The 23174-nt window shown below is 32.6% G+C and carries 21 protein-coding genes, 1 tRNA gene and 1 riboswitch; of the genes, 15 read left to right on the top strand and 7 right to left on the bottom strand.

All coding sequences use genetic code 11. From position 1 onward, the window contains the following. Positions 1 to 306 precede the first annotated feature (306 nt). A complete protein-coding gene (locus tag LNQ81_RS11795) occupies positions 307 to 1473 on the bottom strand; it encodes an MFS transporter (RefSeq protein ID WP_229946941.1) in 1167 nt (388 codons plus the stop codon). Positions 1474 to 1780: 307 nt separating this feature from the next. On the opposite strand from LNQ81_RS11795, the gene LNQ81_RS11800 reads away from it, so the two are divergent. After that, complete coding sequence (locus LNQ81_RS11800) at positions 1781 to 2650, top strand: helix-turn-helix domain-containing protein (protein WP_229946943.1); 870 nt, start codon at positions 1781 to 1783, stop codon at positions 2648 to 2650. Between the two features lie 92 nt (positions 2651 to 2742). After that, positions 2743 to 3645 (top strand): arginase family protein, encoded by a 903-nt coding sequence (locus tag LNQ81_RS11805; protein ID WP_229946945.1) that lies wholly within the window; start codon positions 2743 to 2745, stop codon positions 3643 to 3645. Between the two features lie 19 nt (positions 3646 to 3664). On the opposite strand, the gene LNQ81_RS11810 is transcribed toward LNQ81_RS11805, so the two are convergent. Then, positions 3665 to 4393: a beta/alpha barrel domain-containing protein gene (locus LNQ81_RS11810; RefSeq protein ID WP_229946949.1), complete on the bottom strand. Its 729-nt coding sequence runs from the start codon at positions 4391 to 4393 to the stop codon at positions 3665 to 3667. A 226-nt stretch (positions 4394 to 4619) separates the two neighbouring features. Between LNQ81_RS11810 and LNQ81_RS11815 the strand changes: the two genes are divergently transcribed. The 3 genes from LNQ81_RS11815 (at position 4620) to LNQ81_RS11825 (ending at position 6548) form a co-directional block, all read left to right on the top strand. Beyond that, complete coding sequence (locus tag LNQ81_RS11815) at positions 4620 to 5762, top strand: DegT/DnrJ/EryC1/StrS family aminotransferase (RefSeq protein ID WP_229946951.1); 1143 nt, start codon at positions 4620 to 4622, stop codon at positions 5760 to 5762. Positions 5763 to 5778: 16 nt separating this feature from the next. Then, a tRNA-Cys gene (locus tag LNQ81_RS11820) sits at positions 5779 to 5849 on the top strand. Positions 5850 to 5885: 36 nt separating this feature from the next. After that, positions 5886 to 6548, top strand: a complete 663-nt coding sequence (locus tag LNQ81_RS11825) for a phosphatidylserine decarboxylase family protein (RefSeq protein WP_229946953.1) — start codon at positions 5886 to 5888, stop codon at positions 6546 to 6548. A gap of 220 nt (positions 6549 to 6768) precedes the next feature. On the opposite strand, the gene LNQ81_RS11830 is transcribed toward LNQ81_RS11825, so the two are convergent. Continuing rightward, positions 6769 to 8127 (bottom strand): hydroxymethylglutaryl-CoA synthase family protein, encoded by a 1359-nt coding sequence (locus tag LNQ81_RS11830; protein ID WP_229946955.1) that lies wholly within the window; start codon positions 8125 to 8127, stop codon positions 6769 to 6771. A gap of 208 nt (positions 8128 to 8335) precedes the next feature. Beyond that, positions 8336 to 9148, bottom strand: a complete 813-nt coding sequence (locus tag LNQ81_RS11835; protein ID WP_229946956.1) for a DUF4465 domain-containing protein — start codon at positions 9146 to 9148, stop codon at positions 8336 to 8338. A gap of 92 nt (positions 9149 to 9240) precedes the next feature. Further along, positions 9241 to 9403, bottom strand: a riboswitch (cobalamin riboswitch). A 189-nt stretch (positions 9404 to 9592) separates the two neighbouring features. Between LNQ81_RS11835 and rlmF the strand changes: the two genes are divergently transcribed. The 4 genes from rlmF (at position 9593) to LNQ81_RS11855 (ending at position 14623) form a co-directional block, all read left to right on the top strand. Then, entirely contained in the window at positions 9593 to 10501 is a 909-nt protein-coding gene (gene rlmF / locus LNQ81_RS11840) for a 23S rRNA (adenine(1618)-N(6))-methyltransferase RlmF (protein WP_229946958.1), read from the top strand. Positions 10502 to 10658: 157 nt separating this feature from the next. Further along, entirely contained in the window at positions 10659 to 12302 is a 1644-nt protein-coding gene (locus LNQ81_RS11845) for a mechanosensitive ion channel family protein (RefSeq protein ID WP_229946960.1), read from the top strand. 560 nt (positions 12303 to 12862) lie between these two features. After that, positions 12863 to 13969, top strand: coding sequence for an enoyl-CoA hydratase/isomerase family protein (locus tag LNQ81_RS11850; protein ID WP_229946962.1), 1107 nt, complete (start codon positions 12863 to 12865; stop codon positions 13967 to 13969). Between the two features lie 6 nt (positions 13970 to 13975). After that, positions 13976 to 14623, top strand: coding sequence for a DUF6891 domain-containing protein (locus tag LNQ81_RS11855; protein ID WP_229946964.1), 648 nt, complete (start codon positions 13976 to 13978; stop codon positions 14621 to 14623). A 579-nt stretch (positions 14624 to 15202) separates the two neighbouring features. Here LNQ81_RS11855 and LNQ81_RS11860 read toward each other — a convergent pair. Then, entirely contained in the window at positions 15203 to 16036 is an 834-nt protein-coding gene (locus LNQ81_RS11860; RefSeq protein WP_229946966.1) for a universal stress protein, read from the bottom strand. A 239-nt stretch (positions 16037 to 16275) separates the two neighbouring features. Between LNQ81_RS11860 and mnmE the strand changes: the two genes are divergently transcribed. From mnmE to LNQ81_RS11895, 6 genes are all read left to right on the top strand, one after another. Beyond that, the gene (gene mnmE, locus LNQ81_RS11865) at positions 16276 to 17667 is read left to right on the top strand and encodes a tRNA uridine-5-carboxymethylaminomethyl(34) synthesis GTPase MnmE (RefSeq protein WP_229946967.1); all 1392 of its coding nucleotides are present in this window, start codon (positions 16276 to 16278) and stop codon (positions 17665 to 17667) included. Positions 17668 to 18433: 766 nt separating this feature from the next. After that, entirely contained in the window at positions 18434 to 18727 is a 294-nt protein-coding gene (locus LNQ81_RS11875; RefSeq protein ID WP_229946968.1) for a type II toxin-antitoxin system HigB family toxin, read from the top strand. Between the two features lie 3 nt (positions 18728 to 18730). Further along, positions 18731 to 19087, top strand: coding sequence for a helix-turn-helix domain-containing protein (locus LNQ81_RS11880; protein ID WP_229946970.1), 357 nt, complete (start codon positions 18731 to 18733; stop codon positions 19085 to 19087). An 822-nt stretch (positions 19088 to 19909) separates the two neighbouring features. Next, entirely contained in the window at positions 19910 to 20509 is a 600-nt protein-coding gene (locus LNQ81_RS11885; RefSeq protein WP_229946971.1) for a Crp/Fnr family transcriptional regulator, read from the top strand. A gap of 53 nt (positions 20510 to 20562) precedes the next feature. Then, a complete protein-coding gene (locus LNQ81_RS11890) occupies positions 20563 to 21246 on the top strand; it encodes an MBL fold metallo-hydrolase (protein ID WP_229946973.1) in 684 nt (227 codons plus the stop codon). Between the two features lie 347 nt (positions 21247 to 21593). Then, positions 21594 to 22061: a copper resistance protein NlpE gene (locus LNQ81_RS11895; protein WP_229946975.1), complete on the top strand. Its 468-nt coding sequence runs from the start codon at positions 21594 to 21596 to the stop codon at positions 22059 to 22061. A 238-nt stretch (positions 22062 to 22299) separates the two neighbouring features. Here the strand turns inward: LNQ81_RS11895 and LNQ81_RS11900 are convergent, their stop codons facing one another. Together LNQ81_RS11900 and LNQ81_RS11905 are read right to left on the bottom strand one after the other, a co-directional pair. Then, entirely contained in the window at positions 22300 to 22521 is a 222-nt protein-coding gene (locus LNQ81_RS11900) for a hypothetical protein (RefSeq protein WP_229946977.1), read from the bottom strand. Positions 22522 to 22718: 197 nt separating this feature from the next. Next, positions 22719 to 23159, bottom strand: coding sequence for a hypothetical protein (locus LNQ81_RS11905; RefSeq protein ID WP_229946978.1), 441 nt, complete (start codon positions 23157 to 23159; stop codon positions 22719 to 22721). Positions 23160 to 23174: the final 15 nt, after the last annotated feature.

A 23174-nucleotide genomic window follows, 5' to 3' on the forward strand; every position in this document is an offset into this window, starting at 1 on the left:
TTACCAATTCCTTTTTATGATGTTGCTGCTTTGTTTTGTATGAAAGTATATTGATAGCATAGTAAATCCATAGTGATTCCATTAAAAAGGCTGTTTTAATGGAATCACTATGGACTCACTCGAACGGAAACATAAAACACTTGTTTTGGTTCTCTTAATATATGGTATAGTAAGTTTAAATACTGACTTGGAAGATTGGTCTGAAAAAATGATAAAAAATATTGATATTCAGTACTTTTTAAAGATATATAAAAAACAATAACATTTTTACTACACCCTTATATTTTATTTTAAAGTAAATATTAGCTAGTTATCTTGCAATACCTTTAATCTAATTGCCATAATCACCATAATAATACCAAACATAGCGAATAACGCATATGAGTATCTTAGGTCTAGCCATTGGGCTATAAATCCGATAGCTGGAGGTCCTATTAAAAAACCTAAGAAAGAGATAGTAGACACTAAGGTTAAGGAGATACTAGCACTAACCTTACTGTGCTTACCTGCGATGCCAAATACTGTAGGGACACTACATGAACTTCCTAATCCGACAATCATAAAAGCAAAGGTGCATACCCAAATATTAGGAGTCAGTACAGCGATGATAAGTCCTGTGCTCATAAATGTACCACATAGTTGTATGACATGTTTTCTGCCTAATTTAGTGACTAGATAATCCCCTAAGAACTGTCCTATAGCCATCATTAATACAAAAGAAGTATAACCGATAATAATCAATTGTTCTGGTGCTTTAACAATATCCTGAAAGTAGACACCACTCCAATCAAACATAGCACCCTCTATAGCCATGCTCAGAAAACCAATAAGTCCTAATTGAATAAGTGTTTTATCCAGGTGTTTAAAAATAGAACCTTTGTCTTGTTCTTCCTTGTTAGTAGGGGATGTGTGAACTAATAACTTAAAATTAAGTACCCATATTGTGAATATTATAATCATAACTATAGCGAAGTGAATGGAAGTAGTTAGTTTTAGGCTAAACATTAATAACCCTATCAAAGCACCTACAAAACTGGATATACTCCATACCCCATGGAAGGAAGACATCATGGGTTTATGTGTTAGGGATTCTAATTCGACTCCTTGTGTATTGATAGAGATATTGCATAGATTACCTGCAACGCCAAATAAGAATAGTCCTATTGCTAATTGGATATAAGTCGTAGATAGCCCTAAGATTAATAAGATAATTGGGTAAATTAAGAACCCAAATTTGACAATGGTTTTACTACTATATTGATTTATTAATTTGGCTGATAAAGGCATTGTGCTAATCTGTCCGATGGGCATTAGTAGAAGTAATGTCCCTAATTCAGCTTCTGATATCCCTAAGTATGTTTTTATAGTAGGTATTCTACTTGCCCAAGAAGACAATATTAGCCCATGTGAGAAGAAGAAAAGAGATACTGCTAAACGTATTCTGCTGTATTGTTTGTTGTTTGTTTGTGTCATATTGATAAGTTGTGTTTATCCCAGAATCAGCGTTAGCCAGATACTACAAAGAAATTCTACTTCATAGCTCTTTCATTAGTTCTAAAACCATACTACAGTATGCTTGTATCACTAATTCAGACCTATCTTGTAGTTTATATGTCTATCACTTATTCTGGGTTTATTTCGTTGCGAAAGTAGCGTACTGAGTACTTTTAGAGATATTCCATTTTAATGTATTTATGTTCCATTTTAAGTATTGATACGAATTAACTTAGAGAATGTGTATGGACTGTTGTTACGTTTTATATTTTTACAATAAAAAACAATGAACCTCCTAAAAGTTATTGATCTTAATGAGATGTACGGTATTGACTATCCTATTTCGATGGATGGCTTGTTTATTATTAATTATAATAAGCAGTGGAATGATTCCTTCTTTAAGTTGAATTATCAATTTAGAGGGTTGATTCTATTATTTTGTAAACAGGGAACATTAGCTATTAAGGTTAATAATATAAGCTATCGTGTAGTTAAAGGAGAGGTATTGACGATATTACCAGAAATGATTGTATCTCCTGTTAAATGGAGTGAGGATTTGGATGTTGCTGTTTTTGTGATGGCGTATGACTTTATAGAAAAGTATTCGATATTACCAGAACTTAGTAGTAATAAAGAGGTATTGAATCAGTTAGCTGTTTCTCCAAATCAACAAGATAGTAGTATGATAGAAGAGTTATCACTACTAATCTGCAAGTACTATGACATGCCAAAATCACTGATGTTAGAACAGATGATACAGTACCTCGCATTCTCACTAGTGACAGCTGTAGTTAAAAGCTATGTTTCGCTATCAGAAAAAGAGAACTTGCAGAAAAATAGAGTCAATGAGATTACAGATCATTTTTTTGAGTTATTAAATGAACATGGGGCAGTACAGCGAAATGTAGCGTTCTATGCAGACCATCTTCATCTAACACCACAACACCTAAGTACGCTGATAAAGAAGAGAACAGGGAAGTCAGTGAAGTCTTGGATAGGATATGAAGTCATTAATAAAGCAAAAGAATACCTGAATACAACCCCATTATCAATAAAGCAAATCAGTGATAAACTAGAGTTTGCTGATGCGTCGTTGTTCTGTAGATATTTTAAGAGATATATAGGGATGACACCTAATGAATATAAGAATCAATAGAATAGTTAAGTTGATTGAAATGATGCAACTTCGGGTGAATGAGTATACTCATAAGATAGCTTAGCGTGCTAAAATGAAAATGATAAAAACAGATGAAAGAAATAATCATAATGGAATGTCCAACTAGTTTAGGTCTTGCTCAAAGTGAATATGCACGTGAACCTGGAGTAAATAAATTACCTGACTGGCTTAGACAATGGGGTTTTCATAAGGCAGTTAGCCCTTCTAAAACACTTCGGTTGGAAGCTCCTAAATACGCAATGGAACTAGATGTAGTCACACAGGTGAGAAATGCTGATGCTATTATAAAGTATGCTACTGAGCAGATGGACATGATGGAACAAGAGATTAACGAGAATACATTTATTGTCTTATTAGGAGGGGACTGTAGTGTATTAATTGGTACGGCATTGGCGCTTAGACGAAAAGGACGCTTCGGTATGTTCTATCTAGATGGACATACGGATTATATGATCCCTGCGGAGTCTAATACACACGGGGCAGCAGGTATGGATCTAAGTATTGTCTGTGGACATGGACATCAGAACTTGACCAATATTATGGACTTAGCCCCTTATGTAGAGCAAGACCATGTATATGCTGTGGGGAATCGTGAATATGATGAAGACTATGAACGACCAATAAAAGAATCTCAAGTCAATTATTATCCTCTGGATAGATTAAGAGATGTGGGGGTAGATAGTGTAGTTACACATTTTCTATTTATGGTAGAGGTAGAGAATCTAGATGGGTATATCGTGCATCTTGATGTAGATGTACTGAATGATGAGGTAATGCCTGCAGTGGATTGTCCACAAGCAGACGGCCTAAGTTATGAGGAATTAAAAAGCGTCTTACTGCCATTGCTTATAAACAAGAAGTGTTATGGCATAGAGATTACTATTCTTGATCCTGATTTAGACCCTACAGGTGCGTATACACAGGAGTTTATAGGGCATATCGTATCAGTGATTAAAACAGTTAAATGTCTATAGCTTATTTCAGGGCTAAAGATTATTCAGTCTCTCTATAGCCATCCATAATAGAACGAAATAGATCTCCATTAGATGGTGGAGTTAAAATGACAGCATTTATCTTCTTGTCAGTTATACTTTTAAGTGACTGAATAGTCTTTCCTCCCGTTGAAATAATAGGGAAGTTAGGAAATGTTGCTTTGATGTAATCGACTATCTTTTGTGTTTCTGCTCCACCTGTAACATTAAAACAAGATACACCTGCTTCAATGCGCGCTTTAAAATCAAAGTTTAAAGTAGAGACACTAGAGATAATAGGGATATTGATATGCTGCTTTACAGCTGCTATATCCTCATTTTTAAAAGGTTGATTTACAATAACAGCTGAGGCTCCTAAGCCTTGGGCTTTCTTTGCCATATTTATGGCAAATTCTCCTTGGGTAATTCCTCCACCTATCCCACAGATAACAGGTTTATTACAGAACTCTATCAAGGTTTTTATGATTCGCTCTGATGGGGCGAAAGGGTAAACAGCAAGTATGGCATCTGCATCATTATTCTCTATTAGTGCTATATCTGTAGAGAATAGGATAGACTTTATTTTCTGGTTATTTAAGATAAGCCCTTTGCACGAGTTGATGAGGTGTAGCGGGGTAGGGAGTTTTACATTAGGACATGGTCTTTTTTTCCAAAATAATAGGATATCTATAAGACTTCTTTTATGCCTAGTATTAACCCAAATCGAATTTATATTGTTGGCGATACTCATAGCTACTGATTTAGAATTAGTAGTACAAAGTTTTGTTTTTTTGTCTGTTGTTGAGAGGACTCTGCTGTTAACTTATGTATAAGTGTAGTCAAATAGGGAATTTGTGTAATGAAATGGATATAAGTAGTATTAATCAAGTCTCCTCTATCTGGCTTGTTAGTTAATCTGAAAACTGGACTATGCAGCAGACAAAAACCAGTCCTACATTTGTCTTTCAAAATAGAGAATGATGAATATACAAATGGTTGACTTGCAACGTCAATATGCAAAGATAAAAAGTGAAATAGATACAGGTATAGAACAGGTTATTAAAACAAGTACTTATATCAATGGACCTGCTGTAAAAGAATTTACAGATAATCTAGCTGCGTATACGGGAGTTAAACATGTAATTCCTTGTGCTAATGGAACTGACGCATTACAGATAGCACTTATGGCGTTGGGATTAAAGGCTGGTGATGAGGTAATCACACCTTCGTTTACATTTATTGCTACTGTGGAAGTCGTAGCATTGTTAGGATTGACGCCAGTGTTCGTGGATGTAGATAAAGATACGTTTACCATTAATACAGATAGCTTAGAGCAAGCGATTACTCCTAATACTAAAGCGATTATTCCCGTTCATCTATATGGACAATGTTCTAATATGGGAGATATTCTGAAGATTGCGGATGTACATAATATTGCAGTCATAGAAGATAATGCACAGAGTATAGGAGGGCACTATATAGCGGATGGTAATAGTCATAAGACAGGAACGATGGGGACTGTTAGTTGTATTTCTTTTTTTCCCTCTAAGAACTTAGGAGCTTATGGTGATGGAGGAGTAATGATGACTAATGATGATACACTCGCTGATACGATGCGTAAGATATGTAATCACGGATCAGAAAAGCGGTACTATCATGAAATAGTAGGAGTAAATAGCAGACTAGACTCTATACAGGCAGCTGTACTAAATGTCAAGTTAAAATACTTAGATGAATACTGTGATAAACGAAGAGAAGTTGCCCATTACTACAATCGAGCTTTCGCAAATACACCTGCGATTATAACTCCTTTTGAACCTGAATATAGTTATCATGTATATCATCAATATACGATGATATTAGAAGGTGTAGATAGAGATGAGGTACATACCGAGTTAGCCAAATTAGGTATCCCAAGTATGATTTATTACCCTATCCCTTGTCATAAACAAGAGATGTTTAAACATCTAACCGATAGAGAGTATATATTACCTAATACAGAATATCTGACATCAAGGGTATTATCTCTTCCTATACATACGGAGTTATCAGAAGAGGAGTTTATTTTTATAACAGAAGGAGTGCTAAAGGTTGTAGAAGAGTTAAGAGGAAAAAAATAACTCTTATATATGGAATGGTTCTGTGTCTGAGTGGTTAGGTTTGGCTACGCAATAGCCAATACATTGGTTCGAATCCAATCGGAACCTCTATTTTATCAGTATTGAGTTTTAAAATTTAAATAAATGAACATACACAAAGAGGGAAAAGGTTCTATTCTAGTAGCATTGATTAGTTGTTTTGTATTGAATCTGTTGTCATATATTTTTATTAGTGAACAGTGGGTAATAATACAAGGTATAATCTTATTACTGACAATAGGGATTACAGGATGGGTGATTTCTTTTTTTAGAATACCCAAAAGAACATTGTTAGAAGGAGATAGTTTAATATTAGCTCCCTGTGATGGAAAGGTGGTAGTGATAGAAGAGGTTGAGCCTGACGAATATTTCACCCAAAGGAGATTACAGATTTCAGTCTTTATGAGCGTGTTTAATGTTCATGTCAATCGCAACCCTATAGAAGGAGAAGTAATGTATAGCCAATACCATAAAGGAAAAAATCTAGTGGCTTGGCATCCTAAGTCGTCAACAGCGAATGAACGACATACTGTAGTCTATCAACATCAAAATGGAGAAGAAGTATTAGCAAAACAAATAGCAGGAGCCTTGGCTAACAGAATAGTTAATTATCTTACTATTGGTACTGTAGTGAAGCAGAGTGAAGAAATGGGTTTTATTAAGTTTGGATCTAGAGTGGATTTGTTATTGCCTTTAGATGTAAAGGTTAATGTAAAATTAGGAGATAATGTCAAAAGTGGTATAACTACTTTAGCCAAGTGGAAGTGATTAGTTGTCACAAAGAGAAAACCACCATTAGAATTACTAGTGGTGGTTTCTTTAACCCAGAATCAGCGTTAACCATATATTACAAAGTAATTCTACTTCATAGTTCTTTCATTAGCTCTTTAATCATACTATAGTATGCTGAAATCACTAATTCAGACCTATTTTTTACAATTCCTTTTCGCTTATATGTCTAACGCGTATTCCGGGTTTAGTTTATAAATTATTTGACGAACTTATAATATCTCGCTCCTAATAGATGAGGGATAGATGATTCGATATAATCTAGTACGAACTCATTAGAGGCTGTTCTAATCGCTGTTTTTTGTTCTTTTTTGTGTAGTGCAACATAGGTATTGAAGTCAATCGCTTCTGATTGTTTCAAAGTTTTGAAGATAGAAGTCTTAGGCAATCCTTCTTGCCAAGTACTTTGAACTTCTGCTTCGAATACTTTAGACTTAGAACCTGAACCATAAGCAATAAATCCTAATGTACTGTCTATTAAGTTTTCTTTCGTATCTGCGAAGTGTGTAAGAGTAGATAACAACCCTAAGAAGATAGAGCCTGTATAGATGTTCCCTACATCACCAGATGCTAGTTCTGATGGAGATATCTTGCTATTTACGATTTGCATATACTCCTCTGATTTGGCAAAAGCTTTGATTTGGTCTTTAGCATTATCAGCAGTTCTGTCTATTAAAGTAGGATTCTCTTGTAATACAATCTCGTGGAATGTTCTACGTCCTTGAAAACAATATGGAAGGTGCATTAAGATTGCTTTCCAATCTTGATATACTTTTTTGTTTTGTTTACTATTTAGCTTCTTAAAGTGTGTGTAAGCTTCCGTAATTCGGTTGATATAACACTCGTTAGAATATTGACCTTCGAATACAGGTTGGTCCTTGTGAATAGAGATTTCTGTTTCTTCTATTCCATGCCAAGCTTCATTTGTAGCGTTACCTGTGATAGATTGTTTCTCTATAGAATGATATGGTTTAAAGAAGTCAAATACACTATCTGTAGCAACTCCTGTCTGACCTATAAAAGCTAGGACACGAGGGTTAACAGTGATTAATAAAGCAATAGCACCTGCTCCTTGAGTATATTCTCCTGTAGAGGCAAGGTCATATTTTGCGTAATCAGTAGCAATAACAATCGCTTTTTTCGTAGGATTTGCTTTGATAAAGTCAATTGCGTTTTGCATGGCATCTACAGCACCAATACAAGCAAAGGTATGATCTACAGCATCACAGTTTCTGAAAGTCCCTTGACCATAGATTTGCTCTAACAGTCCTAGTGTATAAGAGGCAATAGGTTTAGAGTTGTCTAATCCACTCTCTGTACCTACGTAGATCTTAGCTATATCTTGAGGTAATACAGTAGGGTTATCTTGAAGTAAGCTATAAGCAGCATTGGCAGCCATCGTGATGACATCTTGATAAGTATCTAATAGTGCCATCTTCTGTAATCCTAGTCCTTTAGTCAGTTTTAAAGGTTCGATATTACGTGCTATGGCTAATGTATCTATAGGAAGGTGAATTTTAGGGATAAAGTATGCTAAACTATCTATTCCGACTTTCATTTTAATCTGGTATTTAAGTGAACCGTAAAATTACAGGCATTTGGAATAAATAACTAGATAAAATGAATAAAGTTTGTCATATAATATGGGATTGTTGGTTGGAAGTTGATGATTTTGTTGAGTGCAATGTTTAAATGGAGAAATAATATAAACGAGAAATGCCCTCTATATTAGAGAGCATTTCTTGTTTATATTTTTGCTATTGATCTTATAAATTAATCGTTAGGTCATCCATACAGAAGTAAGCAGGCGTATTCATCCAGTAACTATCTCCATCTGAACTAGCCATCTTAAAGTAGACTTTATTAACTTTTCCTAGAGGTTTTAAGTCTGCTTTTACCCATTGTTTTACTATTCCAGGAGCATCAGCTTGTCTAAAGTCAGAAAGCATAACTTCTACTTCTCCTGTTTGTTTACCATCTTTGTCCATTCCTACAACGATTAGTTTAAACCAATCTTTTCTTTCATAGGTATGTGCCTTAGCAAAACCATCCCCATTGGTCATAGATAAGACTGCATAGGTATTATTAGTAAAATAAGCATGGTCAAAAGTGTGTTCTGTACCTTCGCTAAAAGACATAAAAGCACCAGAGTTATTACTCGTAGATGTAAAGGCTACGGCAAATGTAGAAGAGTTGTTGTTACCTCCATTTTTCTTATCGTGGTCACCATAATATACACTAGATTGGTTAGTATATCCCGCCTCTTCTTTATTGTTCCACTGAGAGATAGCAATTCCTCCAGATGCAAATCCGTAACCAGAAGTCGTCATATTAAATGTTAGCCCTGTTACTTTATCTACGTATCCAGTATATTTAGCAGGAGTAGAACCATCATAGTGAGGATATAGATTCTCTCCATAAGAAGTAGGACCTGCTAAAAAATCTCTTTCTACATCTTCGAAAGTAATTGTATGAGTAGGAGTTACCTTCACATCGTTATCACTACTACATGAGTATGTTAGTCCTGCTATAAGTAACAAGCTAAACAAGTGAGTTAGTTTTTGGTTTAAACGTTTCATTGTTATTTAAATATGTATAAGGCGAGTATTAGAAGTGTGTAGGATACCTAAAAAGATAGATAAATGACATCACCCCTGATTCCCGCAGGTTATTAGTCTTGTTAACTTTGGTAGGTACTCTGACTTATATTGCTATTTCCATCAAGGAGTATAACTATACTTACAGTAGCGGGTCTGTTTAGGATTTGCACCTAATTCCCCTTTTCATCTCTAAAGGCGAAGGCAATTAGTGAATCCGAAATTAAGAGTGCTAAAGTAGATAAATAGTTGATTAGATAGTTGGATTGTTGTTAATTTAACTTAATTGTTTTTTAAGTGATTGTATATCAGTTATTGTTTTTACTAGGACTAGGTTCTTTAAGAATATTATTTGTGGTTAGAAGTTGTATAAAGGATATAGAAATACCGTTTAAATACGCTAATTTTGCACCAAATATCAAGATAATGAAAGACTCTAAAAAAACGCAGAAGAAATTACATGAACGCAATAAGCATCAACAGTTATATGACTTTGATAAGTTGAAACGTGTGGTGCCAGAGTTAGAGGCTTTCATCATTAAGAATCCATCAGGAATAGACACTATTGATTTTGCATTGCCAGAAGCAGTTGTATTACTTAATAAGGCTATCTTGATGAAGGATTATAAGATCACGTTTTGGGATATGCCTAAGACGAATCTATGTCCACCTATCCCAGGTCGTGCTGATTATATACATTATATAGCTGATTTATTAGCAGAAGGTAATAATGGACAAGTGCCTACAGGGACAGGAGTAAAGGTGTTAGATCTAGGGATAGGAGCTAATGTTATTTATCCTATCATAGGTGTAGCAGAATATGGATGGGAGTTCGTAGGATCTGAGATAGATGTAGTCTCTTTAAAAACGGCAAATCATATCATAACAAATAACCCACATCTAAACAGTAATGTAACTATTCGCCAGCAAGTAAGTAAGCGAAATATTCTAAAGAATATAGTAGGAGAAAGAGAGTACTTTGATTTAGTAATCTGTAACCCTCCTTTCTTTAAATCTAGAGAAGAGGTGTTAGCTAAGACTACTCAGAAGCTTAGAAACTTAGGAAAACAGGTTGTAGGAAAACCAGTACAGAACTTCAGTGGGCAGAATAATGAACTATGGTGTGATGGAGGAGAACTCGCTTTTATAACTAATTATATTTATGAGAGTAAACACTTTAAGAGACAAGCTGTATGGTTCACAACATTGGTCTCTAATAAAGAGCATTTAAAACCGTTACAGTCCTTACTTAAGAAGTCAGAAACAAAGGAAGTACGCGTGATAAATATGGAACAAGGAAATAAAGTTAGCCGTATATTGGCTTGGAAATATTAAGAGAAAGGTGTTCGCTATGAGCACCTTTTGTTTTTTGGTTAATTACGCGCTAGTGTATGAATATTGATTTCTTGTTTAAAAAGGAGTACATAAATCACAATCGGTATAGTTTTTGTAAAATTTGATTACATTTACTTTAATTTTAAGATTGTTTTTTATGCGATTCACCATGCCGAATATTCGCTTTTTTATTTTGTTGATGCTGGTTTTTACCACTGGTTTTACTTGGGCTAAATCAAAGAAACCTGCTGCTAAAACTCCTGAGCAAGTTGAGGTAATACGCACAGTAGTGGTCGTTATGGAAAAGACGCCTGTTATTAGTTTTAATGATACGTTGTTTAACGTCTATGGCAATATCGGTTCGTTTACTTCAAAGCAGCGAGCTAAATCAATAGAACGCAAGATAGATGCCTTAGCGGAGAATTATCAGTTTGCTGGAGATTCTATTCGATTAGTGGATACAGGTAATTATTTAAATCTAATGTATCAGAACGAGATTCTGATGAGCGTAGATAGTATACAAGCTGCACAAGAGAGTAAAACGAAAGCACAGGCAGCACAATATTATAAGAATCAGATTATATCTGCGGTAGAATTACAAAAAGAAAATACAAGTTGGCAACAGATATTGATTCAAGTTGCGGGGACAGTAGGTATTATAATTGTTGAGTTCTTTATTCTTAAAGGAATACGATACTTCTATAGAAGATGTAAAGTCGCTATCTGGAAACAAAGAGGTAAGAAGATTAAAGGAATATTCGGTATTATCGATGATCATAGAGCGATGCTTACTACTATCTCAATAGCGAAAGTAATTAAGTTTTTAGTCGTTTTAATCTTCTTGTATTTAGGGTTATTAGCAGTCTTTAAATTATTCCCTTATACAAAACATATCTCGGATCAACTTTTAGAATATGTCTTATCACCTCTTCGTTCAGTAGGTAAGAGTGTGAAAGCATATATGCCTAAATTATTCACGATAGCAGTAATAGTATTTATCTTTAAATACATCCAAAAGTTCATACGATCTCTAGCAGAGAAGATAGCAACAAATAAAATAACAATTAAAGGGTTTTATCCTGATTGGGCAATGCCGACTTATAATCTTATCAGTGGCTTGTTATTTATCTTTATGTTTATATTGATTTTCCCTTATCTACCTAATTCAGATTCACAAATATTTCAGGGAGTATCCGTATTTGCAGGTATTATGTTATCACTGGGATCAACATCAGTCATTGGAAATTTAGTTGCGGGGTTAGTTATAACGTATATGCGACCTTTTAAGTTAGGCGATCGAATTAAGTTAGGTGAATTTACAGGAGATGTATTAGAGAAGACAGCATTAGTGACTAGGATAAAGACTCCTAAAAACGAAGTTATCACTATACCTAACTCTAATATTATGTCTGCTCAGACGGTAAATTATACGCAGTCAGCTAAAGAACATGGCTTAATATTATACTTAACTATAGGTGCTGGATATCATGTACCTTGGCAAAAGGTACACGAGATGCTATATGAGATAGCGAATAGAACGGAGCATGTGTTAAAACGTCAAAAGCCATTTATCTTACAGGATCAGTTTAGAGATTTTTATGTAGACTATCAATTGAACGTATATATTAAAGAAGCTAAACTTAGTGCAAAGGTTTATTCTGATTTGCGTCAGCATGCCCAAGATGTTTTTGCAGAGAATAATATAGAAATGGTAGCTCCTCATTTTAGTGTAAATCGCATAGTAGATGGCGAGGATAGTACCGTACCACCTAAATATATAAAAGAACAACCAGAGAAGTAGAAAATGACATCCTTCTTTTGTTTAGACATTAAATTCAGAGATAGTACTCTTAGAATTTACATAGTTTAATTCGATATTTTTTTTTAGATATTATTGTGTTTTTCTTTTTTTTAAAAGATATATCACTGACAAGGGTTGTCTTTGTTTGCTTTAATTGTAATTAAAAACATATTTTTTAACAAATAATATAGTGCATAATTATTTGTTTTAACATTGAAAGATGAGTCATTATTTAAGATAGTAGTATACATGTTATTAAAAATGCTATATTTGATTAATTATTGTAGTTATTTGTTGTTGCAAATATTATTTTAAAAATAATAGTATATTCTTTTAAATCCATTATAAAAAATATACTACTAACAATAAAGAGTATTTTAATTTTCTTACTAGCGCTTTTAATCCGAGTAACACCTTACTCGGATTTTTTATGCTTATTTTTAACTTATCTATCACAGTGCTGCTGTTTATTTATATTTTACTAAATTTAAAGTGGCTTTGCTTTGTAATAAGAATTAAGCAAAATGAGTGTTCTATAAATTCTAAATATAAAATGAACTATGAGTGTAATTATTACTGATATAAGAGGGAGTGTAGGTCTAATAACGATTAATTCAGAAAGATCACTTAATGCACTATCAATGGAGATAGTAACACAGCTAAAAAATACATTAGTAAAGTGGAAAGATGAAGATGGTGTAAAGTGTGTGTTTTTACAAGGAGCAGGCGAAAAAGCTTTTTGCGCTGGAGGTGATATACGCGAAGTACGCCAAGCGATGGAAGAACAAAAGAAGATAGACTCGTCTAAAGTCTCTCCAATGTGTATTGAGTATTTTGTGACGGAATATAGCCTAGATTATTTAATACATACTTATAGTAAACCTATAGTAGTATGGGGAGATGGCATTGTGATGGGAGGTGGACTAGGATTATTAGCAGGTGCTTCTCACAGAGTGGTAACAGAACGAAGTCTTCTCGCTATGCCTGAAATAAGTATTGGTTTATATCCTGATGTTGGTGCATCTTATTTTCTTAATAAAATGCCTTCAGCTTATGGCTTATATTTAGGACTTACAGGAACTAGATTTAATTGTTCGGACGCTTTATTCTTAGGAATAGCAGATTATTGTATCTCTTCTCTTAAAAAGCAAGAAGTGATAGATGCTTTACTAGGTATGAGTGACAATGGTGATATAAGCGATAATATTACCTCAATATTAAATGAAGTACAACTTGAAGATAAAGAAAAGCCAATATCTCAAGCAAGAAATCATCAACCTTTTATTTTAGAATTAGAAAATATAAATACAGTTGAAGATTTTGTTCAAATTGTAGAACCTCTTTCTAAAACCAATGATTGGATAGCAGGAGGATATTCTTTCTTTGAAAAAGGATCGCCTACCTCTACTCGTGTTATTTTAAAACAGTTGTTAGATAGTAGAAAATATAGCTTAGAAGAAGTTTTTAAATCAGAATTGAATTTGACTTGCCAATTTACATTACATCCGGATTTTTCGGAAGGTGTTCGAGCACTTTTAATAGATAAAGATCAGTCTCCTAAGTGGAGCCCTAGTAGATTACTAGAAGTTACTGAAGACTGGGTAGAAAGTCACTTTAGTTTACTTTGGGATAGTTCAAAACATCCTTTTAATACATTAAAACAATAATAGATCATGACAAGAGAACAAAAGTTTATATTAGAGTCAATAAGTTACCTAGTTAAATCGGGATTTTGGGATACTGAAGAAATAGAGGAATTCATTACACATGAGATCCAGGAAAATGAGTTGCAGAAAGAGGTAAGTGAGAAATGGGTAAAAGAGATTATTCAGAAAGAACAAAGGAATGTACTAAAGGAGAGTAAAAATTGGCATGTACCTACAACTACTCAGAAACTAATGGTAGCCTTTGATCAATTAATTGATAAAAATATAATTGCTCTTCATCATGCGGGGTATTCCTCAGAGGACGGTTATTATGAAGTAGAACAAATAGAAGATAGGTTAAGAGAGAATGGCAAAAAATCTAAAGGTATTTGTTTTTATCATGAGCAAGATCTTCAGAGAAGTTTTGATACAAAGGATCCGATATTGACATTAGCATTTTATGATTTAAACTCTAATCAAGAGCAGGATTCTATAGCAGTAGGTAGAAGTATAGTTGAGGTATTAAATAACAATGGATTTTTGACTGAATGGAATAATACTGTATCTGAGAAAATAACAATAAAGAACTTTGCTTGGCAACAAGTTTATAAGCCTGAGAATACTAGTATTTTAGATTACGATAATGTAACGGAAAGATTGTTAGGTATAAAATAGGGTACATTTTGTACTTTATTTTACTGCAGTTATATGGTTTGAGAAAAGCTTCTTTATTGTTATATAGCTTCTGATATCAATAATTACATGAATATTTAATTCACAGTTAACTAAAATAGCTAAAAACTGTTATTTATCATGTTTACAGTTAATTATAATATCGTATTTTGTACTATAAATAAAAAGCACAACTTTTTTCTAATAAGATTACATGTATTAGAGATTTTTAAAAGAGATTCTCTACTATAAATATTTAAGTGGAATTTGCTAATACTAGTAAAAGTATATTGTTTTTTATAAAGTTTAAAAAATAAAGTTGTTAATAAATCAACTAATTTAATGTATCTGTATAAAAGGATTCTATCATGTAACTAATAGAAATATTTACAACTGGATAATTGCGCACAATTATTAGGTATACTTTTCTCTAATCTATTATTTTATTGAAGAAATATAGGTACATATATGAACTCTCTACATCTCCCATGTAGAGAGTTTTTTTTAATGTAAAACCTTTATAACAAAACAAAGGATACTAACTACAGTTAATATCCTTTGTTTTGTTATACTTAAAGAGTGTTAATCTTCATGGAAAGCTAATACAGGAACGTAGTTGTGATAGCTTAATTTTTTTGTCATACTACTTGTAAATAATTTCTCAAAGAAACCTCTATTTCTTTTTACAGAAACCAGCAGGTCAATATTTTCTTGATCTAAGAAATCAAAGACAGCTTTTTCAACATCATTACTTTCAATAATATTGAATTTTACATTTTCATTTTTAAAGTTTTCTTTCCAACTATTGATCACAGCAGCATCTACTTTGTCTTTATTAGTTGCAACATGGATACATTTAACAGTAGCATCAAATCCTTTGGCAATTTGGATTATAGTTTCTAAAGTAGATTTGTCTTGAGAGCTAAATAAGGTAGTAAATGCAATTGATTTAATACCGTCAAATATAGCATCATGAGGTATACTTAAAACAGGGACTCCTAATGAACCTATTGCATTAGCAGTATTTGAACCAAGTATTTTTTTATCTAATCCTGAATTTCCATTAGTACCCATTACGACAAGGTCAATGTTTTCTTCTTTTACACGTTTCTTCATTATCGTATTTAAGAAACCTTCTTCTAAGATAAAATGCATAGGGACATGGTCTAAATTATGCTGTTTAGCTATATCTCTAATTTGAGGAACTTGGTCTTTAAAATTTTCAAAATTACTAAGCTCAATTGATTTGTATACATCCTGAACCATTACAGGGTTAGCAGTGGCAGATATTACGGGCATTTCGTATGCATGCAACACAAAAAGAGTTGCTTTTTGATTGTCTGCCATTCTTAAAGCATATACTAAAGCGTTATTTGCTGTTTCAGAAAAGTCTGTTGGGAAAAGTATTTTTTTCATGGTGTTCAATTGTTTTATTTCTATAAAGATAAGAATAAAGTTTATTTTCTTCTAGTATTATATGCTTCAAAAGTTGTAAAATGGTAATGCACTATCATTAATTTATGATAATATGAATATATTATACCTTTAAGGTATATGTTTAGCGTTCTAAATTAGAGCGTTCATCTATAGAGGGTAGGCCAATGTGATTAAAATGGTTGAATAAATATTATCTTTGTTGATATTTATAGACAGATATGATATTACAAGATACCATCGTAGCTTTAGCTACTCCTTCAGGTGCAGGAGCTATTGCCATTATTAGAGTATCGGGTAAAGAGGCTATTACTTTAGTAAATAGTATCTTTAGATCGATCAAGAATAAAGACTTAACCAAACAAAAGACACATACTTTACATTTAGGACATATTATAGATCAGGAACGAGTATTAGATCAGGTATTAGTTTCTCTTTTTAAGGGACCTAATTCTTATACAGGTGAAGATACAATAGAGATTTCTTGTCATGGATCTACTTTTATTCAGCAACAAATTATTCAATTGTGTTTGCGAAAAGGGGCAAAAATGGCACAAGCAGGGGAGTTTACGATGCGTGCTTTTTTGAATGGAAAGTTAGATTTATCACAGGCAGAAGCTGTAGCTGACTTAATCGCGTCAGATAATGAAGCGAGTCATCAAATCGCAATGCAACAAATGCGCGGTGGTTTCTCTAGTGAGATTGCTTTATTAAGAGAGCAGTTATTAAACTTTGCTTCATTAATTGAGTTAGAGCTAGACTTCTCAGAGGAGGATGTAGAGTTTGCTGATCGTACACAGTTTAGAGAGTTAATAGAACGTATAGAATTTGTTTTAAAACGCCTGATAGATTCTTTTGCAGTAGGGAATGTAATTAAAAATGGAATACCTGTAGCTATTGTTGGCGAGCCCAATGTAGGTAAATCAACCCTTTTAAATGCTTTGCTTAATGAAGAACGTGCTATAGTCTCTGATATAGCTGGTACTACTCGTGATACTATCGAAGATGAATTAGTAATAGATGGTATTGGGTTTAGATTTATTGATACTGCAGGTATCCGTGAGACTAAAGATGTTGTGGAGAGTATTGGTATTCAAAAGACTTTTGAGAAAATAGAGAGTGCACAGGTAGTAATTTACCTTATCGATGGCGCGCAACTTAATAGTAGTTCTCTAGATAATATCAAGATAGAATTAGAGAAATTAAAGAACAAGTATCCTTTAAAACCACTATTAGTGGTATGCAATAAAAAAGACTTGTTATCTGCTGAACAAATAGCATTATATCAATCTGATATTGAGAATCTGATGCTGATGTCTGCAAAACAAAACTTAGGAGTAGAGGAGTTAAAACAAGCTTTATTAGGCTTCGTAAATACTGGCGCTTTACGCAATAATGAAACGATAATAACAAATACACGTCACTATGACTCACTGCTAAAAGCATTAGAAGAAATAGAAAAAGTGAAATGGGGACTTCAAACTAATTTGTCAGCTGACTTAATGGCTATTGATATTCGCCAAGCATTATATTTCTTTGGAGAAATAACAGGACAAGTTACAAATGATGAGTTATTAGGTAATATTTTTGCGAACTTTTGTATCGGTAAATAATCTATCTTTTTAATGCTTTTGTTTGATTTAGTTTGTATTGGAAATCAAATAATTAAATGTTATGTTTTTTTATAAGATGTCTTTATTTTCTATATTATGTACCGCAATTGTACCACATAATTGAAAAGTGTGATACAAATGTGGTACAAAAATGGTTTCCCTAACCTAATATAGAAATTATAAACATCACACTTAAACAAAGAAAACTACCTAGTGTTAGAATCAACCTTCAAATAGAATACTATAAAGGGTATGAAGTTTCCCTAGAGGGCAAAAAAAGACATATCAGAGAGTTTGAAAAACTCAAACTCTTTCTTCATGGATCTCCTCCTTCAAATGCGCAAGAGCGAAAAGAGAATAAAGAATCCCTCCAGACGGCTGAAAATATCTTAGCTATTAGACAGAGTGAAAATCTGCGAGGTAAGTATGGAATTAAAAACAAACAAAAGGACAACGTTGTTCTAGACTTCTTTCATGAGAAGACAGAAGAAAAATACGATAGTCCTAAAAGTTATGGAAACTGGACAGCGACATTACTTCATTTGAAACGCTGTATCTCTACAACATTTACTTTAGATGACGTGTTCAGTTTGGACTGGAATACTCAACAGCAAGATGAAAGAAGCTTCAGAGCTTATTCCTGAGCTTAATGAGTTTGGTTTTTAAACTAAGGAGTTGATTACATCCTAGAGAGTAATTCAATAAAACATTTAAAAGAAGTTCCCGAATTGGGAAATAATTTGTAAATTTGTATAAACTATTTTAATTGAGAGTAATAGCGATAAAAACGTTACGTGTGTTTTGGACAAAGCATGCAGACAGTGAGCAACAATTAAAGGCTTGGTATCAAGAGGCAGAAAAAGCAACTTGGAAAAATAGTAATGAAATAAAGGCCGAATATCCAAGCGCAAGTATATTAGATGATAATAGAATATGTTTTAATATTAAAGGAAATCATTACCGATTAATTGTCAAAATAAACTTTGCGCATCAAATGATGTGGATTCGCTTTATAGGAACCCACGCAGAATATGATAAAATCAATGCTAATACCATTTAAATTATGAAATTGAAACCGATAAAATCAGAACAAGATTACGAAGCAGCTTTAGAAAGACTAGAGTTGATTTTTGATGCACTTCCTGGAACGGAAGATAGTGATGAATTAGAGATTTTGGGAATGTTGATTGAAAAATATGAAAAAGAACATTATCCTATAGATTTACCAGATCCAATTGAAGCGATTAAGTTTAGAATGGAGCAAATGGGCTACACACAAAAGGATTTAGCAGAAATGATCGGATTAAAAAGTAGAGCAAGTGAAATCTTAAATAGAAAGCGAAAATTATCTTTAGATATGATCCGCACACTAACCAAAAAATTGCATATTCCTTCAGAAGTTTTAATTCAAACATATTAAAAAAAGCCTCCTTAAGAGGAGGCTTTACTACTTAAATCCTTTATACATATCAACTAACTAATAAAAAACCTTCCAAATTAGTTAGCTATCAAGAAAACTCGTAGGGAATAGAGAATCACTGAATCAAATCGTTTTTCACTGGTCTTAAATACTCAGCTGTTTACAACAATGAAATAGTTTGTTGGTGTAACAGAGCGGGTATTCACAAACACATTACTTTTCACAGTTCAAGATTGTATATTCCGGTGAAAGTGCACCAGTCTAGTCTAGATTCGTGGTGCAGTATAGAGTGGAATATCCATTTAGTTCATTATGGTGAGATTCCATACTCCAAACCTAATGGCAAATACCTATTCTTTCAAAAATCAGAAATGGACCAGTGGCTTTTAAAAAATAAGTCTCTTTCGGAAGATCAGATTCAAGATAACGCTCGTAAGTACGCTTTGAAAAAAAGAGGTATTTAAGAAGAATGAAGTGTTTTAGAATACTACTTTTAAACTTTGCTCCATCATTTAAAACTGCTTTGGATAAGGGTTTCGTAGAAAAATTTAAATTACAAAATCTTAATCAAGGAAAACTAACTTGGTTTAATAGTAACTACTCCCTTGTACAATCATAAGTTTTTATACAATAGTTCATTGTCAGGGTGATTCGAGGGAGTTTTATCTATTGGTTTCTATTAAATATTCATTTAAGATTTGATTATGAATAATAGTTTTTAGACTGAGAAATGAAGATGTATAGTATTTAAAAATATTTTTTAGTTTTGAATATTCAACTAGAGATAGAGCTCAATAAAAGATTAATAATAACAATAGGGTAATGGATAACATCGAAATGACTGATATATTTAAAAATTATCTAGTTTCAACAGGGGCATTACAAGTTGAAGAGATTAATATATCCTCACAGTTTTTTGAATCTGTTTTAGTAAAAAAAGGAGAATTTTTTATTCAGGAGAATGAAGTATGTCGCTTTATCGGTTTTATTGCTAGCGGCGCTGTTAAAGCGTATGGTAGTGACAAAGAGGATAAGGAGAATGTAACTTGTTTTAAGTTTGAAAATGAATTTGTTACTTCATTTTCAGAGTTTATATCTCAAGGGAATTCTATAAGAAGTATTAAAGCTATTGAAGATTGTATAATTTATAGGATAAGTTATTCAGATTACTTGTATCTACTTGATAAGGTTACAGTTTGGAACAAAATTATACAATCAGTTTTGCAGCAGGAGTATAATCAAAAGCAAAGATATATGCTGAATTATAATAATAAGACTGCTTTAGAGAAATATACTTATATGTTGTTTAACGAACCAATGCTAATCAAACGTGTAACAACTCAAGATTTAGCATCGTATTTAGGAATCACACAACGATCACTTACACGAGCTAAAGGACAAATACATAAGAATACTTTATAGGACAAATGTCTATGTAATGGCTTAAAAGAGTAATGTAGATTTGAAAAAAAAATATGTTACATCAAATTGCAAAGGAAGTATTTCAAATACCCTTAACGCCAAGAAACAGCATTAACTGTTATATTATCGAAGGAGTATTAGTAGATTCAGGAATACGAAGCTCCTATGGAGCTATAAAAAGAGCTATTCAAGAAATCCCTGTCAATCAGCATGTACTTACACATGCTCATGCAGATCATCAAGGATGCAGTGATCAAATATGTAAAGAGTTTTCTATACCCTTGCTTTGTCATCCAAAGGAAGTCTTTAGAACAGAAACAGGTATTGTCACGAATGATTATCCAAATCCTCAAAATTGGGTAGCAAAACTTCAACAAAGGTATTGGGCAGGTCAGGGACATATAGTTGAAAGGACAATAGTTGAAAATGATATGATTGGGAATTTTAAAGTAATAGAAACACCAGGACATTCTGATGGTCATATCTCATTATTCCGAGAAAAAGATGGGGTATTGATAATTGGTGATGCGGCAGTAAATATGAACTTACTTACAACAGTCAGTGGTCTGCGACTTCCACCCAATATTTTTACATCAGATCAACAGCAAAATATTCAATCACTTCAAAAGTTAGCAGAATTAAAGCCTACTATTATCTGTTTTGGTCATGGACCAATTATGAAAAATACAAATCAAGAGTTTGAGGATTTTGTAGCTAAGTATAGTATGGATGTTTAAAGCAATCCTATTGGCTATGTAAAGCATTAAATTCGTAGATATTAAGATTCGATTAGTGCCGGTGATTTCGGAGTACTTGTGTCTCTAGATATTATGATACAGGTAGCTTTAGATTATAACAAGATAAATAAACTTCACATAAAAAAAAGAGCTACTAATTAAGATTCTAAGTATAATTAATTAGTAACTCTTAGAATTACTAGAAAGTATCTTGTCTTAGATATTTTTTGTTATAATAGTTAAAAAAAGGGGGTTAAATTTGATTTTATGAAAAAAAATATAATGAATGTTGGTTGATGTGAAATTTGTTGTAATTTAGTCACTTAAATAATTAAAAAAATAGAGATATGAAAGGAAAAAAAATGTTAGCATTAGCTGTACTAGTTACAGGTATTGTATTTGTAGGATGTAAAGAAGAGAAAAAAGAAGAAGCAGCTCCTGTAACAGAGCAAACTGCTACTCCTGAGGTAGAAACTACTCCAACTGCAGATACATCAGAAACATCATTAGATTGGGCTGGTACTTATGAGGGAACTCTTCCAGGAGCTAACAGTGATATCAAAACGACTATTGTATTAAATCAAGATAAAACGTTCGCAAAAACTTCTATCTATACAGATAAAAAAGCAGATGAGAAGTTTGAAGAAAAAGGAAGTTTTACTTGGAATGCAGAAGGTACTATTGTTACTTTAAAAGCTGATGGTGGAGATGCGTTTCAATATAAAGTACAAGAAGGAAGTCTTTTACAGTTAGATCAAGAAGGTAAAGAAATTACTGGTGATACTGCTAAACTTTATGAATTAAAGAAAAAATAATAGATACACTTTAGTGTCAATAAAAAAACCTTTCGCAAGAAAGGTTTTTTTTGTTTTATAGCGTAAGGTGGTCTATTGTTAAACCTAAAATACGCAATAGATATATAAATTAAAAATTAATTATACAGGACAACTCTAAATTATCGATAACAGTAAGCTTATATTGGTAATGAAAAAGCTGTGAAGTAGAATTCCTTTCTAGTATTTGACTAATTGCATATTTTGGGTTAAAGAGGAATTAACTTTCTTCTTTTAATTTAGTTGATCTAAGAAACATAATAGAACCAATTACTAACATAACAATGCTGATAAAGATTTCTTTGTCTAATTCACTTGGATTAAAGCTATCTAAATGCTTTAGTGTTTCAACATGTGTACTATAACTATAAAGTTGATAAGCTAGTATAAACAAAGAAGCAATGATTATGAAACAGCTTGTAAGTTTTAGTTTTCTTTTCATATTACTCTAGTTTTTATCATTAGTTTAATGTATAAAAAAATAAATGTATAATTTGTTATAAAATATAATTTATTGATTTATTTTATTTAAATGGTTTTAGTTTAATGATAGTATTAAACTTTAAATATGACTATGCAAAAGTCAGACCAAAAAAAAACTTCCACATGGAAGCTTTTTATATTAGTGCATTTTATAACTTATCTTATTGCTATTAATTCTACAGCTGTTAAATCTTTATGGTTTATAACAGATATAAATACTTCTGTTTGTGTCAGCTTTTCTATTTTAAATAGAATAGTTTCTCCTGTCTCAGTTGACGTTAGTGTTAATGTGTTTTTATCTAAAAGATATGTTCCTTTATCCTTCTTTTCACTATATCTATCATAAATATTGTACTTGCCATTGTTGAGATGTATTTCTACAGAAGAAACTTGATATGCGGTTTTACTAGCTTGACTTATAGCATTAGTAAAGCCATAAAATGTAGTTAACCATTTTTTATCTAAATTGTTTTGTGTAATTGTTACACTTTGCGATTCTTGGAGTAGGTTGTTCTCTTCTGAAGTAGAACAACTTTGAAGCATTGAAATCGTTAAAATCGATAACAAGGAAACGGAAAATACGATAAATTTCTTCATAGTTTGTTAAATTTA

The organism is Myroides oncorhynchi, from assembly GCF_020905415.1.
In the GTDB taxonomy this organism is placed as follows: Bacteria; Bacteroidota; Bacteroidia; order Flavobacteriales; family Flavobacteriaceae; genus Flavobacterium; species Flavobacterium oncorhynchi_A.